Here is a 15,698-nt window from a genome sequence, read left to right as displayed (position 1 = left end):
CAATTCAGGCCGATCCGTGATCTGGAAGTGTCAGAGCCTTCCCCTACGCTGGGCCCCATGGCACGGGCTAACGACGAGGCGGCAGCCGCCCTCCAGGAGTATTCGGAGCTCTTCGCGCTCACCGGTGGTGACGCCTTCAGGGTGCGCAGCTACCAGAAGGCGGCCAAGGCGATCGCCGGGTTCCCCGACGACATCTCGCAGGTCGACGTGCGCAAGGTGCCCGGCGTCGGCGAGGCGATCGCGCTGAAGATGGAGGAGTTCCTGCAGCGCGGCAGCTTCAGGCAGCTCGACGCGCTGCGCGGCAGGGTGCCCGACGGCGTGCGGCGGCTGACCAGGGTGCCGACGCTCGGGCCGAAGACGGCGATCATGCTGTTCGAGGAGTTCGGCATCGACTCGCCGGCCGCGCTCGCCGAGGCGATCGGCGCGGGGCGGCTCGACGGCGTCAAGGGGCTGGGGCCCAAGACGCTCGCCAACCTGGCCAAGGGCATCGAGCAGCTGGAGCAGGCGGGCAGGCGGGTCCACATCGGGGTGGCGATGACGCTGGCCGAGACCGTCATGGCGTCGCTGAGCGCCGAACGGCTCGCCTACGCCGGGTCGCTGCGGCGGATGAAGGACACGATCGGCGACATCGACATCCTGGCCGTGGCGCCTGAGTCGATCATGGAGGAGTTCAGGGCGAAGCCGTACGTCGCCGAGGTGATCGCGGCCGGCGAGAAGAAGACCTCGGTGCGCACGACCGGCGGCATCCAGATCGACCTGCGCAGGGTGCCCGCCGCGTCGTGGGGCGCCGCCCAGATCTACTTCACCGGCTCCAAGGAGCACAACGTCACCATCCGCGAGATGGCGGTGAAGAAGGGCTGGAAGCTGTCGGAGTACGGCCTGTTCGAGGGCGAGCGGCTGATCGCCTCGCGGACAGAGGAGGAGATCTACGCCGCGCTCGGCATGCAGTGGGTGCCGCCGACGATGCGCGAGGACGGCGGCGAGGTGCGGGCCGCGCTGCGCGGCGAGCTGCCCGCCCTGGTCACCCTCGACGACCTGAAGGGCGACCTGCACACCCACACCAACCTCACCGACGGCATCGCCTCGCTGGAGGAGATGGTCGCGGCGGCCCACGCGCTCGGCTACTCCTACTACGCGGTCACCGACCACGCTCCCGATCTGGCGATGCAGCGGATGACGCTCGACAAGGCCGTCGAGCAGCGCGGCGTCCTGCGGGAGCTGCAGGGCAAGTATCCAGACATGCGGCTGCTGCACGGCACCGAGCTCAACATCGCCCCCGACGGCTCGGTCGACTGGCCCGGCGAGGTGCTGAGCGGGTTCGACGTGTGCGTGGCCTCGGTCCACTCCCACTTCACCCAGAGCCGTGAGGAGATGACCAGGCGTTTCATCGCCGCCTGCGAGAATCCGTACGTCGACATCATCGGCCACCCCACCACCCGCAAGATCGGCAAGCGGCAGCCGGTCGACGCCGACTGGGAGGCCGTCTTCCGCGCGGCGGCCCGCACCGGCACGGCCATGGAGATCGACTCCTTCCCCGACCGCTCCGACCTGCCCTCCGATCTCGTACGGCTGGCCAAGCACCATGGGGTGAAGTTCTCCATCGACAGCGACTCCCACGCCATCCCCCACCTGGGTAGCCAGCGCTTCGGCGTCGGCATCGCGCAGCGGGCGTGGCTGACGACCGACGATGTGATCAATACGTGGCCGATCGACCGGCTGCTGGAGTTCTTCGGCCGCTAGGCTCCCGTTGAAGTGAAAATCATTATCACTTAAGGTGACGGCATGACGCCCGAGCTCGCCGGGACGTGGCTGGACCGCTGGGACGCGCAGCAGGAACGCCACGTCACCGGCCGGGAGGCCCGGTTCGCCGCGATCGGCGAGGTGGTGGCGAGCGCGGCGGTGTCCACGACGGCGCTGCACCACCTGCCGATGGAACGGCTCGGCGCGCTCTACGACGAGGCGGCCGCGCTGCTGCGGCCCGGCGGGGTCCTGGTCAACGCCTTCCGAGCGATCACCCCAACCGAGCCGCAGCCCGTCGCGCGCGTCTGCGGGACAGGAAGGTCCTCGCACTGGCAGGATTGGATGCTAAACAGGTAGGGAATTAGGAGAAGCATGAGGCCAGCCACCGGCACCATCGTCAAACCCCTGCCGGCCCATCTGTTCACCCTCCACGGCGTCAGCGCGGAGATGCGCTGGGAGGCGATGGCGGGACAGGGCTACCACACTCCCACCGACCGCTTCTTCGTCCGCAACCACACCTCGACCCCCCGCATCGACCGCGCCACCTGGCGGCTGCGCCTGCACGGCGGGGGCCTGCGCTGCCACCTCGAGATCGGCTACGACCAGCTGCGCGCCATGCCGTACCGCGTCAGGGACGTCGCGCTGGAGTGCGCGGGCAACGGCCGCCGCTTCTACGACACCCAGCAGCGCGAACCGGCCCCCGGCATGCAGTGGGGCCTGGGCGCGGTCGGCGTGGCGCGGTGGAAGGGTGTGCCGCTCAGACACCTGCTGGAACTGGCGGGCCTGCGAGCCGGCGCGGTGGACGTGCTGGCCACGGGCCTCGACGAGCCGTTCGTCCACGAGGGCGCGAACCTCGGCCACGTGCGCCGGCCCCTCCCGCTGGAAAAGGCGCTCGACGACGTGCTGGTCGCCTATGAGATGAACGGCGAGCCGCTTCCGCCCGACCACGGTTTCCCCGCCCGCCTCGTCGTCCCCGGCTGGGCCGGAATCGCCTCCGTCAAATGGCTCGGTGATCTCGAAGTATCGACCACCGAGTTGTTCACGCCATGGAACACTCTTTTTTACCCGGGCGTGACCACTATGACGGTGAAAAGCGCGTTCGAGCTGCCCTGGCCGGCCATCCTGAAGGCCGGCGTGCGGCACGTGCTGCACGGCAGGTCATGGTCGGGCACCGGCCCGATCCACCACGTTGAGGTTAGCTCAGACAACGGCCTGACCTGGCATCTCGCCGAACGGCGGGGCCTTTCAGGCGACGCGTGGCTGCCGTGGCGGATCGTGTGGACGCCGCGCGAGGAGGGGCCGCACACCCTGCTCGCCAGGGCCGTCGACGACACCGGCGCGAGCCAGCCCGAACGCAGCGCCCGGCACCCCTTCGGTTACCACTTCGACGCCGTCGTGAGGCACCCTGTTCTGGTTACCCGAGGATAGGGAATTGTCACTTCAGCAAGCTGAGCTGGGAGGTCGCAAAGCTTTTCACAATCGCTGGTCTGCGGCCCGGAATTCATCTGAAAGACTTTCGCGGAAACGTTCCCGAAAACCTGACGGGTCACGATGGCCGCATCTGAGCCGCATCGTGGACAGGGAGGCCCGATGACGCAGCTGACCGCCCTCGACGCTCAGTTCCTGAGCGCCGAGTCCGCGACCACCGCCGTCCACGTGGCGGGGGTGGCGATTCTCGACCCGAGCTGCGCTCCATCGGGTGCGATCACGCGTGCGGACCTGGCGCGGCTGCTACTGGACCGGCTGCACCTCTCACCGGCGCTGAGCCTGCGGCTGGCCGTCGTGCCGTTCGGGCTCGACCTTCCCTACTGGGCGCCCGACCCCGGCTTCTCGATCGACAACCACCTGTTCGAGGTGGAGCTGCCCGCGCCGGGAGGCGAGGCGGAGCTGGCCGAGACCGTCGCCGCGCTCCACTCCCGCCACCTCGACCGCGAGCATCCGCTGTGGGAGATGCACCTGATCACCGGGCTGGCCGACGGCAGGGTCGCCGTCTACACCAAGGTCCACCACGCGGCCATCGACGGGGTGTCGGGCGCGGAGACGCTGGCCACGCTGCTCGACCTGTCCCCGGAGCCGCGCTCGGTCGAGCCGCCCTCGTGTCCGCCGCCGCAGGCGCCCGACCTGCTCGACATGCTGGCGGGCGCCGCCGTACGGGCGGCCGCCCATCCGGTGAACGCGGCCCGCTCGCTGGCCAGGGCCGCGGGCGACCTCGACGCGATCCCTGTCGTCGCGACGCTGCCGGGTGCGCGGCTGATCGCCAAGGCCGCCCGGCTCGTCACGGGTGATGACCGGCCGCGCCCCGACCTGCCATCGCTGTCCACGCCGCGCACCCCGCTGAACGGGCCCATCACCGCCGAGCGGCGCTTCGCCTACGGCTCGGTCCCGCTGAAGGACGTCAAGCACGTCGCCAAGAGCTTCGACATGAGCGTCAACGACGTGGTGATGGCGGTGTGCGCGTCGGCGCTGCGGGCGTGGCTGGACGAGCACGACGCGCTGCCGGAACAGCCGCTGATCGCCGCCGTGCCGGTGGCGGTGCGCAAGGCGAGCGCGCGCGATCGCGTGGGCAACCAGATCTCCGCCATGATCACGCCGATGCCGACCCACGTCGCCGACGCCCGCGAGCGGCTGATCGCGACGGGCGAGACGATGCGCACGGCCAAGCGCAGGTTCGCGATGTCGCCGGCGAGCTGGCTGCACGAGCTGTGCGCGATGCTGCCCACGCCGATCGCGGCGCTCACGCCCGCGGTGTTCAGGCTGGCCTCGGTGGTGTCCCCGCCGATCAATCTGATCATCAGCAACGTGCCGGGGCCGCAGTTCCCGCTGTACCTGTGTGGTGGGCGGGTGCTGTCGTACTACCCGGTGTCGGTGCTGACGGACGTCAGCGGCGGGCTCAACATCACCTGCTTCTCCTACGACGGGGCGCTCGACCTCGGGGTCGTCTCCTGCCCCAACCGCATGGACGACGCGTGGCGGCTGATGCACCACCTGCGTGCGGCGATGGACGAGTTCACCGCCCTCACCCGCGACCTCAGCCCGTCCTGACCGCCGGTGGCCGAGGCGAGGGCAAGCCGAGGCGGGGGGTAGGTAGAAGGTCGAGCGCGGGTGATCGCTAGATGAGGGAGTGGGCGATGAGGTCGGCGACCGCGTCCGGGTCGATCTGGTGGCCGGTCAGCTGGCAGAGGTTCTCCTGGTAGAGCAGCACCGCCGCGAACGTCGCCGCCGCCACCTCCAGCCGGGCCCTGTCCCCCCGCGCCCCGGGAAGCGCCAGTTCCAGCGCGAACCGCGCCCGCCCGATCAGCTCTCCGTTCAACCGGCCGAGCCGCTCGCGCACCGATCCGTGGGTGTCGGCCTCCCGGAACAGGATGCGCCGCATCGCCGGCGAGGCCCGCAGCGGCAGCCGCCGCGCGAGCTTGGACAGCGTGCCCGCGGGATCGCCGGGCACGGCGTCGACTTCCTTCGTCTCCTCCACCAGCGTCCGCTCGTCCACCAGCGCCACCAGGACGTCGATCTTGCGCGGGAAGTAGTGGAACAGCAGCCCCTTCGGCACCTGCGCGAGCTTGGCGATCAGTGAGGTCGGCGTGGCGGCGTAGCCTCCCCCGGCGAACAGTTCCTCCGCCGCGTCCAGGATCCGCGTCCGCGAGTCGCTTCCCTCGACGACCTGGTGGGAGTGGGCCGCGTGTGGCGGCAAGGAGGTCTCGTGCACAGCCCGAACGATAGCCAAGGCCCCCCGCCTCAGTACCTGCCGTCAAGGCGAGATCACCGTACACGAAAGGATCGTGTATCATTTGAGACATTGATGTCGCAAAAGAGACGGAGAAGTATGATGGCGGTGACGTCGGATCAGATCGTCACGGCGGCGATCCACCACCTCAACGACAACCCGACCGCCTCGATGGCCGAGCTGGCCGAGGCGGCAGGGGTCAGCAGGGCGACCCTGCACCGCCACTTCTCCAGCCGCGACGACCTCCTCGTCGCGCTGGGCAGCAGAGCGCTGGAGCGCTGGGAGCAGGCGCAGGAAAGCGTCGCCATCACCGCCGCCGCCCGGGAGAGCGACCCTGGCCGGTTGCGGGAGGCGCTGCGAGAGCTGGCCACCGGGCTGGTCGACGTGGCCGACGAGCACGGGTTCGCGCTGACCGACCACGCCATGAGCGTCCACCCCGACCTGCTGCGGCGCGCCGACGAGCTGGAGGAAAGGGAGATCGCGCTGTTCGCCGCCGCCCAGCGGGCCGGGCTGCTGCGCGCCGACCTTCCCGTCCGCTGGATCAGCAACACGTGGTACGGCCTGCTCGTCGCCGTACGGGAGAGCCTGCGCAGGGGCGATGTGGCCCGCAGGGACGTGGCGGGGCTGCTCGTCGACACCTTCTTCGCGGGAACCGGCCGATGACCGGGAGCCGGCCGATGACCGGGAGCCGGCCGATGACCGGGAGCCGGCCGATGACCGCCCGACGGCGCTGGGCGGCGCTGGCCGTGCTGTCGGCGAGCCTGCTGCTCGTCGTCATGGACATGACGATCCTCAACGTGGCGCTGCCCGCCATCTCCGAGGAGCTGCGGCCCGGCGCGGTAGAGCTGCTGTGGATGGTCGACGTCTACTCCCTGGCCGTGTCAGGGCTGCTGGTCACGGTGAGCGCGCTGGGCGACCGGTGGGGCCGCAAGAGAATGCTGATCAGCGGCTTCGCGGTGTTCGGTGTGGCGTCCGTCGCGGTGGTGTGGGCCGGCGACTCCACCGGCCTGATCGCGGTCAGGGCGCTGCTCGGCGTCGGCGGAGCGATGATCATGCCGTCGACGCTGTCCATGATCCGCAACCTGTTCACCGACCCGAAGGAGCGGGCCACCGCGCTCGGCATCTGGTCGGCGATGGCCGCACTGGGCGCCGCGCTCGGTCCGATCCTCGGCGGGTTGCTGCTGGAGATGTTCAGCTGGCACGCGGCTTTCCTGGTCAACGTGCCGGTGATGGCGCTGGCGATCGTGGCGGGCCTGGTGCTGCTGCCCGAGTCGCGCAACCCGAACCCGGGCCGCTGGGACGCCCTGGGCACGGTGCTGTCGATCGCCGGCATGGTCGCGCTGGTCTACGGCATCAAGCACTTCGGCGTCACCGATGGGTGGATCGCGCTCGCGGTGGCGGTCGTGACGATGGCGTGGTTCGTGCGGCGCTGCCTGACCAGGCCGGACCCGCTGCTGGAGATCAGGCTGTTCCGCGGCCCGGCCTTCAGCGCGGGCACGGTGGCCGCGCTGACCACCTCGATCGCGATGGCCGCGATGATGCTGCTGCTGGCGCAGTGGATGCAGCTCGTCATGGGCTACTCGCCGCTGGAGACCGGCGTGCGCATGCTGCCGACCGCGATCGGCGCGTTCGTGCTGTCGCCGCTGGCGCCCGCGCTGGCGGCCAGGATCGGCGCGCGGACCGTGCTGGCGGGCGGCCTGCTGGTGGCCGGGGTGGGCTTCCTGGTGCTGTTCGTCGCGCCGAGCCCGCTCGGCTACGGCCCCGTCGCGGTATCGCTGCTCCTGGTGGGCGCGGGCATGGGCTCGCTGGCGATCGCCTCGGCGGTGATCATGGCGGGTGCTCCGCCGGAGAAGTCCGGCAGCGCGGCCGCCATCGAGGAGACCAGCTACGAGCTGGGCGGCGCGCTGGGTGTGGCCGTGCTCGGCAGCGTCGCCGCCGCCGTCTACCGCGCCAACCTCACCGTGCCCGACGGCTTTCCCGCGCAGGCCGTACAGGAGTCACTGGGCGGGGCGCTGGAGGTGGCCCGCGCGGCGGGCACGGCGGGGGCGCTGCTGGCGCGGCAGGCGCAGGCGGCCTTCACCGACTCGCTCGCGGTCACCGGCGTGGCGGGCGCGGCGCTGATGCTGGTGGCGGCCGTCGCGGTGTGGTGGCTCACGCCGCGCGCGCTCGACCTGAGCGAGCATCGGGAGCTCATCGAGCACCGATAGCGCGCATCAGCATGGGGTAGGCGCGGTGCAGCTCCCGCTGCCAGTGGGCGTGATCGTGCCTGCCCCGGTAGAAGTGCGTCTGTACGGCGATGCCGAGCTCGCCGAGCCTGGCGGCGAACGCCCTGCCCGCCTTGCCCGCCAGGTGCTCGGCCGGATCCTGCCAGAACTCGGCGGTGCCAGAGGCGACGTACAGGCGCACGCCCTTGAGCTTGACCGCCTGGTCGTAGGGGTTGTGCGCGCGCCAGATGTCGCGCTGAGCGTCGGGGTCGCCCCAGATGCGCTTCCAGTCGGTGCCGAGGCAGCCGAGCGTGGTCCCGGCCATGACCGCCTGCGGCACCCCCTGCTCCAGGATGTTGACGGCGCCGCTGAAGGAGGCCGCCGCCTGGAAGTACCCCTGGGCCGCGTACAGCATCGCGCCCTGCCCGCCCATCGAGTAGCCGGCGACGGCGCGCCGCGGGCCGGCGCGGTAGCGCGATTCCAGCAGCGGCAGCAGTTCCTTCAGGTGATAGGTGGCCCAGCGGGGCGCGCCGCCCTTCCCGCCGTTCCACCAGTCGGAGTAGCTGCCGCACCTGCCGCCGTCGGGCATCACCACGATGACGCCGGTGTGCCTGGTCAGCCGCTCGACGTCGGTCCTGGCCGTCCACGAGGTGTAGCTGTCGAGGCCGCCGTGCAGCAGCCACAGCACGGGCCAGGTGCGGTCGGCCTCGCGCGACCAGCCCTCGGGCAGCAGCAGCCTGACCCTGGTGGTGGCCTCCAGCGCCGCCGACTCGATCGTCAGCTCCATGCGCCGCTCGTCGAGCCGCCGCTCGCTGACCTCGCCGATCGGTCCGGTGCTCCGCGGTACGGCAGGCGCCTGCCGCTCGCCCGGATCGGGGCTCCCGGTGACGAGCACGGCGACCACGATCGCCACGCCCAGCACGAGCAGGCCGCCCAGTACGATGCCCCGGCCCGCCATCCGGCCTCCTTATGAGACCCGCGCATAATAACCGGATGCGAACAATCAGCACCACGGACCTGTCCGTGTTCCCTCTTTGCCTGGGCACCAACACCTTTGGCTGGACCGCCGACCGCGAGGCCGCCTTCGCGATCCTCGACGCCTACGTGGAGGCGGGCGGCAACTTCATCGACACCGCCGACGTCTACCCCAGCTGGGCGACGGGCGAGCCCACCTCGGAGATCATCATCGGCGAGTGGCTGGCCGAGCGCGGCAACCGCGACTCGATCGTCCTGGCCACCAAGGTCGGGATGCTGGAGGGCGTGCAGGGCCTGTCGCCCGCCACGATCCGCACCGCCGTCGAGAACTCGCTGCGCCGGCTGCGCACCGACCGCATCGACCTGTACTGGGCGCACGTCGACGACCGCGACACCCCGCTCGCCGACACGCTGGCGGCCTTCGACGCGCTGGTGCGCGAGGGCAAGGTGCGCTACCTCGGCGCCTCCAACTACGAGGCACCGCGGCTGGCCGAGGCACTGCGAATCGCCGACGAGGAGGGCCTGGCCCGGTACGTGGCGCTGCAACAGCACTACAACCTCGTGGAGCGCGGCTACGAGGGCGACCTGCGCGACGTCGTGACGCGCGAGGGCCTGTCGAGCACGCCGTGGGCGGGGCTGGCGCGCGGGTTCCTGACGGGTAAGTACGCGCCGGGCGTGACCGTCGACAGCCCTCGCGCCGAGCGGGCGTCGGAGTACCTGGCGACCGAGCGGGGGCCGCGCGTCCTCGAGGCGCTGGCGACGGTGGCCTCCGGCAGGGGTGTCGAGCAGGCGTCGGTGGCGCTGGCCTGGCTGCTGGCCCAGCCCACGGTGGCCGCCCCGCTGGCGGGCGTGCGGGCGGCCGTCCAGCTCAAGCCGCTGCTCCAGGCGGTCGGCCTGCGGCTGAGCGCCGAGGAGCTCGCCCTGCTGGACCAGGCTTCGCGCTGAGGGCGGCAGCAGAAAGGGCCCGGCTACGAGCCGGGCCCCTTCTTCGGAGGGGGTCAGTGGTCTACGGCCTTCTCGGCGCCGACACCGGTGAGGGAGCGGACCTCGATCTCGGCGTACTTGCCGGCGTTGTACTCCTTGCTCAGCACGGTGCCGAGCCAGCCGAAGAAGAAGCCGAGCGGGATGGAGATGATGCCCGGGTTCGACAGCGGGAACCAGGCGAAGTTCGCGTCCTTGAACAGCGCGGACGCCGAGCCCGACACCACCGGCGAGAAGATCACCAGGATGAGGGCGGACAGCAGGCCGCCGTAGATGGCCGAGACCGCGCCGACCGTGTTGAACCGCTTCCAGAACAGGCTGTAGAGGATCGCGGGCAGGTTGCCTGAGGCGGCGACGGCGAAGGCGAGGGCGACCAGGAAGGCGACGTTCTGCCCCTGGGCCAGGATGCCGAGGCCGATGGCGACCGCGCCGATGACGAACGCCGACACCCTGGCGACCACGACCTCCTCGCGCTCGGTGACGTTGCCGCGCTTGAACACGTGGGCGTACAGGTCGTGGGCGAAGCTGGAGGAGGAGGCCAGTGTCAGGCCGGCGACCACCGCCAGGATGGTGGCGAAGGCGACGGCGCCGATGAGGGCGAGCAGGATCGTGCCGCCGATGGGGCCGAAGATGTCCTGGCCGATCTGCTGGGCGAGCATCGGCGCGGCGGTGTTGCCCGCCTTGTCGCCAGCGGCGATGGCCTTGCTGCCGACGATGGCGGCGGCGCCGAAGCCGAGGACGAGGGTCAGCAGGTAGAAGGTGCCGATGATGCCGATGCCCCACAGGACGGACTTGCGGGCGTCCTTGGCGGTCGGCACCGTGTAGAAGCGGATGAGGATGTGCGGCAGGCCCGCGGTGCCGAGCACCAGCGCGAGGCCGAGGCTGATCAGGTCGATCTTGCCGGTCAGGCCCTGGGCCTCGGTGGCGTACTTGCCGCCGCCGTTCAGGAAGGCGTCGCCCTTGCTGCTCTGCGCGGCGGCGTCGCCGAGCAGTCCCGACAGGTTGAAGCCGAACTTGCCGAGCACCAGCAGCGTGACCAGGGCCGCGCCGCCCATCAGCAGGACGGCCTTGACGATCTGGACCCAGGTGGTGCCCTTCATGCCGCCGACCACCACGTAGATGATCATCAGGATGCCGACGCCGATGATCGTCCAGACCTTGCCCTCGGCCGAGTGGATGTCGAGCAGCAGGCCGACCAGCGCGCCCGCGCCCACCATCTGGGCCAGCAGGTAGAAGATGCTGACCACGATCGTGGAGACGCCGGCCGCGGTGCGCACCGGGCGGGGGCTCATCCTGAAGGCCAGCACGTCGGCCATGGTGAACTTGCCGGAGTTGCGCATGAGCTCGGCCACCAGCAGCAGCGCGACCAGCCACGCCACCAGGAAGCCGATGGAGTAGAGGAAGCCGTCGTAGCCGGACAGCGCGATGATGCCCGCGATGCCGAGGAACGAGGCCGCCGACATGTAGTCGCCGCCGATGGCCAGGCCGTTCTGGAAGCCGGTGAAGGAGCGCCCGCCGGCGTAGTAGTCGGCGGCGGTCTTCGTCTGGCGGCTGGCCCAGAAGGTGATGCCGAGCGTGACAAGGACGAAGATGAGGAAGAGGGTCGCGGAGAGGTTCACTGGGCCTTCTCCTCGACTTCGTGGCGCAGCTTGTCGGCGATGGGGTCGAGCTTCCTCTCCGCGTGCCTGGCGTAGGCCCACGCGATCCAGAAGGTCGAGACGAACTGCAGCAGCCCGAAGATCAGCGCGACGTTGATGTTGCCGAAGAGCTTGGTGCCCATGAAGTCGCGTGCCCAGGCCGACAGCACCACGTACAGCAGGTACCAGGCCAGGAACGCCACGGTCATGGGGAAGGTCCACGCCCTGAAGCGCCGCTTCAGCTCCTGGAACTCACTGCTGGCCTGCACCTGTTCGTAGACAGATGTGTCATGTTCTCTGGTAGTCACGGCTCAACGCCCTCCAGGGTGTGATGCGGATCACGCACAAGGTAAGAGGGGAAGGTACCCGCCGTGGAGGGGGTGAGTCCGCTCGTTCGGCGAGCCGCCACGCCATGGCGACCAATAGAAGCGGGCTTGCGGTGAAAGGTCTGATTTGCGGGTTGAACGGTCGGCCGTTTGTGCCCGTCACGACGAGCGGGGCCGCCAGTCGCCGCGGTCGAGGTTGAGCGTCTCGGGCGTGTGCAGGCGCACCATGGTGCGGGCCACACCCGCGGGCACGCGGTGCGGGGTGAGGAACGACACGACGATCATGACCGCGAACGCGATCGGCACCGTCCACGCCGCGGGCTGGGCCAGCAGCGCGCCGACGAGCCCTGCGTAGGGGCCGCCGGTGATCTGCGCCATCACCGCCGCGCACGCCAGGCCGCCGCCCACCAGCAGCCCCGCCAGCGCGCCCGTCGACGACAGCCTGCGCCACCAGATGCCCAGCACCAGCAGGGGGCAGAAGGAGGAGGCCGCGACGGCGAAGGCGAGCCCGACCACGTCGGCGACCGGCAGCGCCCTGGCCCACACCGCCAGACCCAGCGGTACGGCCACGGCCATCAGCGTCGCCGCGCGGAAGGCGCGCACCGCGCCGCCGCCCAGCAGGTCCTGCGCGATCACGCCCGCCACCGACACCGTCAGCCCCGAGGACGTCGACAGGAACGCCGCGAACGCGCCCGCGGTCACCAGCGCGGTGAGCACGTCGCCGAGCGTGCCGCCGATCACCCGCGCGGGCAGCGTCAGCACCACCGCGTCCGTGCCGACCAGGTCGGGTGTGTAGATCCGGCCCAGCCAGCCGTACATCGCCGGCAGCAGGTAGAAGGCGCCCAGCAGCGACAGCACCACCAGCGTCGTACGGCGCGCCGCCCGCCCGTCCGGGTTGGTGTAGAAGCGCACCAGCACGTGCGGCAGCCCCATCGTGCCGAGGAACGTCGCCAGGATCAGCGAGTAGGTGGAGTAGAGCCCGTACTCCTTCGTGCTGGCCAGCGGCCGCTGCCAGTGGACCAGGTCGTGCTCCGACAGCCCGGGTGAGCCGCCCGAGCGCCAGGCCATCAGCAGGAACACCAGCGGGAGCGCCAGAGCGGTCAGTTTGATCCAGTACTGGAAGGCCTGGACGAAGGTGATCGACCGCATCCCGCCCGACAGCACGTTCACCGCCACGACCACCGCCACCAGCAGCCCGCCGACCCAGTCGGGCGCGCCGGTGATCGCGCGCAGCACGATGCCCGCGCTCTGGAACTGCGGCATCAGGTAGAGCCAGCCGAGGAGCACGACCAGCACGCTGGCGGTCCTGCGCACGGCCATCGACTCCAGCCTGGACTCGGCGAAGTCGGGCAGCGTGTAGGCGCCCGAGCGGCGCAGCGGCGCCGAGACCAGCACGAGCAGGACGAGGTAGCCGCCGGTCCAGCCGACGGGCAGCCACAGCATGTCGGCGCCGTGGGCGAGGATGAGTCCTGCGATGCCGAGGAAGGAGGCGGCCGACAGATACTCGCCGCCGATGGCCGAGGCGTTCCACAGCGGGGTGACGGTGCGGGAGGCGACGTAGAAGTCGGAGGTGGTGCGCGACAGGCGCAGCCCGAACGCCCCGATCAGGATCGCCGCGAGCACCACCAGGCCGATGGCGGCCAGGCTCACAGCCCCTCCTTCGTCGGGCCTGTGAGCCAGGCTGCAGTGTTGATTGATTCGCTCGCAAGCTCGCTCATTGGCGTTCGACCAGGTCGGCGAAGTGGCGCTCGTTGCGTTCGGCCTGCCGTACGTAGAGCCACGCCCCTGCGACGAACAGCGGGTAGATCAGCCCCGCCAGCACCGCCCACGGCAGCGGCACGCCCGCCAGGTCGGCCGAGCGCAGCTCGGGCACGAGCAGGAACAGCAGCGGGAGGCCGAGCACGACGCAGGCCAGCACCGTGCACACGAACAGCGCCAGCCGGAACTGGGTGCGCAGCAGCGAGCGCATGTAGACCTCGCCCAAGCGCGTCTGCTCGTCGATCTCCCTGCCGGCCGTGTAGCGCCGACGGCGGGCGGCGGCGGTGCGCGGGCTGGTGACGGTGACGCGGCCCTTCATCGCTTCGCCTTCCGCAGCAGCAGGTCGCGCAGCTCGCGCGTGTGACGGCGGCTGACCGGGATCTCGGTGTCGCCGACCCTGACCGTGCACCGGCCCGAATCGATGTGCAGCTCCTCGATGTGCTTGACGGCGACCAGGTGGCTGCGGTGGACGCGGACGAAACCCGAGGAGGCCCACCGCTCCTCCAGCGTGGCCAGCGGGATGCGCACCAGGTGGCTGCCGGTGGAGGTGTGCAGGCGCGCGTAGTCGCCCTGCGCCTCCACGTAGATCACGTCGGCGGTGGAGACGAAGCGGGTCACGCCGCCCAGCTCGACCGGGATGGTGTCGGACTCCGCGCTCTCGACCGGCACGTCGGCCGAGACGCACACCCGCCTGATCGCCTCGGCGAGCCGTTCGGGACGCACCGGCTTGAGCAGGTAGTCCTCGGCCTTGATCTCGAAGGCGTCGACCGCGTGTTCCTCGTAGGCCGTCACGAAGACGACCCGCGGCGGGTTGGCGAACTGCGACAGCAGCCTGCCCAGCACCACCCCGTCGAGCCCGCGCATCCTGATGTCGAGGAAGACCGCGTCGATCGGCCTGCCCTCGGCGATGGCCCGGTCGAGCAGCCGCAGCGCCGCCGCCCCGTCGCGCGCCGTGGCCACCTCGCCGATCCGCGGGTCGGCCCGCAGCAGGTAGGACAGGTCTTCGAGGGCGGGAAGCTCGTCGTCGACCGCCAGCACCCGCAGCCCGTTCACAGCTCTCCCTCCCATCAGTTGAGAGTGATGAAACAGACATCAGGCGTCAAGCCTGTCACGGCCCGGTCACAGGCTCGCGAATTCGCAGGGCCCGCTCAGCGGGCCGAGACGCCGGGGTGGTACTTCGGGACCCTGACATTGACCTTGGTGCCCGCGCCCTCGGCCGTCTCGACGACGATGCCGTACTCGTCACCGTAGACCTGGCGCAGCCGCTCGTCGACGTTGGCCAGGCCGACGCCGCTGTCGGCCGAGACGTCTCCGGCCAGCAGGCGGCGCAGGCGCTCGGGGTCCATGCCGAGGCCGTCGTCCTCGACGCTGATGCGGCATTCGGCGCCCGCGTCCTCGGCGAGGATCGTGATGCGGCCGACGCCGTTCTTGGATTCGAGACCGTGTCGTACGGCGTTCTCGACCAGCGGTTGCAGGCACAGGAACGGCACGGCGACGGGCAGCACCTCGGGGGCGATGCGCAGCGTGACGCGCAGGTGGTCGCCGAAGCGGGCGCGTTCGAGGATGAGATAGCGGTCGATGGAGCGCAGCTCCTCGGCCAGGGTGGTGAAGTCGCCGTGCCTGCGGAAGCTGTAGCGGGTGAAGTCGGCGAACTCCAGCAGCAGCTCGCGGGCGCGCTCGGGGTCGGTGCGGACGAAGCTGGCGATCGTGGTGAGCGAGTTGTAGATGAAGTGGGGGGAGATCTGCGCGCGCAGGGCGCGCACCTCCGCCTCCATCAGCAGGGTGCGGCTGCGGTCGAGGTCGGCCAGCTCCAGCTGGGAGTCGACCCAGCGGGCGACCTCCTGGGTGGCGCGCACCAGCCCCGCCGAGGTGTGCTCGCCGTAGGCGGTCAGCGAGCCGACCACCCTGTCGTCGGTGGTGAGCGGCACGACCACCGCGTGCCTGATCGGGCATTCGAGCAGCTCGCAGTCGAGGTTGAGCACCTGGGTGCGGCCGTCCTTGAGCGTCTCGGCCGCGTGGGCGAACGCCTCGGCCGCGTGGTGCTCGCCCGCGCCGTCGTAGACCAGCAGCCGCTCGCCGTCGGTGATGGCGATGGCGGGCGAGCCGAGCAGCTCGCGCAGGTGCCTGGAGGCCTTCTGCGCGCCGTCCTCCGACAGGCCCGCGCGCAGTGGCGGCGCGGCCAGCGAGGCGGTGTGGAGGGTCTCGAACGTGGCCCGCGCGGCCGGGCCCGAGCCGAACTCGCGGCGGCCGCGCAGCACCCGCCACAGCACGAGGGCGGGGCCGCCCACGAGCAGGGCCAGCAGCAGGACGACGACCACGGGTTCCACGGCCGGAGCCTACCTCTATGCTGCACGGT

15 protein-coding genes are annotated in these 15,698 nt (G+C 70.8%); 7 read left to right on the top strand and 8 right to left on the bottom strand.

The genetic code is table 11. The annotated features are described in order from the left end of the window. The first annotated feature begins 57 nt into the window (after positions 1–57). From polX to ACFXJ8_RS13300, 4 genes are all read left to right on the top strand, one after another. The gene (gene polX / locus ACFXJ8_RS13315; RefSeq protein ID WP_379644121.1) at positions 58–1,740 is read left to right on the top strand and encodes a DNA polymerase/3'-5' exonuclease PolX; all 1,683 of its coding nucleotides are present in this window, start codon (positions 58–60) and stop codon (positions 1,738–1,740) included. A 42-nt stretch (positions 1,741–1,782) separates the two neighbouring features. Next, positions 1,783–2,097 carry a class I SAM-dependent methyltransferase gene (locus ACFXJ8_RS13310; RefSeq protein ID WP_379644120.1) on the top strand — a complete coding sequence of 105 codons (315 nt, stop codon included), beginning with the start codon at positions 1,783–1,785 and terminating at the stop codon, positions 2,095–2,097. A 15-nt stretch (positions 2,098–2,112) separates the two neighbouring features. After that, positions 2,113–3,168: a sulfite oxidase gene (locus tag ACFXJ8_RS13305; protein WP_379644119.1), complete on the top strand. Its 1,056-nt coding sequence runs from the start codon at positions 2,113–2,115 to the stop codon at positions 3,166–3,168. 162 nt (positions 3,169–3,330) lie between these two features. Next, on the top strand, positions 3,331–4,782 hold the full coding sequence (locus tag ACFXJ8_RS13300; protein WP_379644118.1) for a wax ester/triacylglycerol synthase family O-acyltransferase: 1,452 nt from the start codon (positions 3,331–3,333) through the stop codon (positions 4,780–4,782). A gap of 67 nt (positions 4,783–4,849) precedes the next feature. On the opposite strand, the gene ACFXJ8_RS13295 is transcribed toward ACFXJ8_RS13300, so the two are convergent. Next, entirely contained in the window at positions 4,850–5,443 is a 594-nt protein-coding gene (locus ACFXJ8_RS13295) for a TetR/AcrR family transcriptional regulator (RefSeq protein WP_379644117.1), read from the bottom strand. A gap of 120 nt (positions 5,444–5,563) precedes the next feature. Here ACFXJ8_RS13295 and ACFXJ8_RS13290 point away from each other — a divergent pair, with 120 nt between their 5' ends. Both ACFXJ8_RS13290 and ACFXJ8_RS13285 read left to right on the top strand, forming a co-directional pair. Then, positions 5,564–6,124 (top strand): TetR/AcrR family transcriptional regulator, encoded by a 561-nt coding sequence (locus ACFXJ8_RS13290; RefSeq protein WP_379644269.1) that lies wholly within the window; start codon positions 5,564–5,566, stop codon positions 6,122–6,124. Between the two features lie 50 nt (positions 6,125–6,174). Next, positions 6,175–7,668, top strand: a complete 1,494-nt coding sequence (locus ACFXJ8_RS13285) for an MFS transporter (RefSeq protein WP_379644116.1) — start codon at positions 6,175–6,177, stop codon at positions 7,666–7,668. Here the strand turns inward: ACFXJ8_RS13285 and ACFXJ8_RS13280 are convergent. After that, positions 7,652–8,623 carry an alpha/beta hydrolase gene (locus ACFXJ8_RS13280; protein WP_379644115.1) on the bottom strand — a complete coding sequence of 324 codons (972 nt, stop codon included), beginning with the start codon at positions 8,621–8,623 and terminating at the stop codon, positions 7,652–7,654. The two genes, ACFXJ8_RS13285 and ACFXJ8_RS13280, sit on opposite strands and share 17 nt — an antisense overlap. A 35-nt stretch (positions 8,624–8,658) precedes the next feature. On the opposite strand from ACFXJ8_RS13280, the gene ACFXJ8_RS13275 reads away from it, so the two are divergent. Further along, the gene (locus tag ACFXJ8_RS13275) at positions 8,659–9,585 is read left to right on the top strand and encodes an aldo/keto reductase (protein ID WP_379644114.1); all 927 of its coding nucleotides are present in this window, start codon (positions 8,659–8,661) and stop codon (positions 9,583–9,585) included. A 53-nt stretch (positions 9,586–9,638) separates the two neighbouring features. Here the strand turns inward: ACFXJ8_RS13275 and ACFXJ8_RS13270 are convergent, their stop codons facing one another. The 6 genes from ACFXJ8_RS13270 to ACFXJ8_RS13245 all read right to left on the bottom strand — a co-directional run bounded on the left by ACFXJ8_RS13270 (position 9,639) and on the right by ACFXJ8_RS13245 (position 15,669). Next, complete coding sequence (locus ACFXJ8_RS13270; protein WP_379644113.1) at positions 9,639–11,240, bottom strand: cation acetate symporter; 1,602 nt, start codon at positions 11,238–11,240, stop codon at positions 9,639–9,641. Then, positions 11,237–11,566, bottom strand: coding sequence for a DUF485 domain-containing protein (locus tag ACFXJ8_RS13265; protein WP_379644112.1), 330 nt, complete (start codon positions 11,564–11,566; stop codon positions 11,237–11,239). The genes ACFXJ8_RS13270 and ACFXJ8_RS13265 overlap by 4 nt, the downstream gene beginning before the upstream one ends. A gap of 177 nt (positions 11,567–11,743) precedes the next feature. Beyond that, on the bottom strand, positions 11,744–13,234 hold the full coding sequence (locus tag ACFXJ8_RS13260) for a cation acetate symporter (protein ID WP_379644111.1): 1,491 nt from the start codon (positions 13,232–13,234) through the stop codon (positions 11,744–11,746). Positions 13,235–13,298: 64 nt separating this feature from the next. Continuing rightward, positions 13,299–13,661, bottom strand: a complete 363-nt coding sequence (locus ACFXJ8_RS13255) for a hypothetical protein (protein ID WP_379644110.1) — start codon at positions 13,659–13,661, stop codon at positions 13,299–13,301. Next, positions 13,658–14,395 (bottom strand): LytR/AlgR family response regulator transcription factor, encoded by a 738-nt coding sequence (locus ACFXJ8_RS13250; RefSeq protein ID WP_379644109.1) that lies wholly within the window; start codon positions 14,393–14,395, stop codon positions 13,658–13,660. The genes ACFXJ8_RS13255 and ACFXJ8_RS13250 overlap by 4 nt, the downstream gene beginning before the upstream one ends. A 95-nt stretch (positions 14,396–14,490) precedes the next feature. Then, positions 14,491–15,669, bottom strand: a complete 1,179-nt coding sequence (locus ACFXJ8_RS13245; RefSeq protein WP_379644108.1) for a sensor histidine kinase — start codon at positions 15,667–15,669, stop codon at positions 14,491–14,493. Between the last annotated feature and the right edge of the window lie 29 nt (positions 15,670–15,698).

It is taken from the genome of Nonomuraea sp. NPDC059194 (assembly GCF_042754765.1).
Lineage (GTDB): Bacteria > Actinomycetota > Actinomycetes > Streptosporangiales > Streptosporangiaceae > Nonomuraea.
This window is presented reverse-complemented; position numbering and strand designations above follow the sequence as displayed.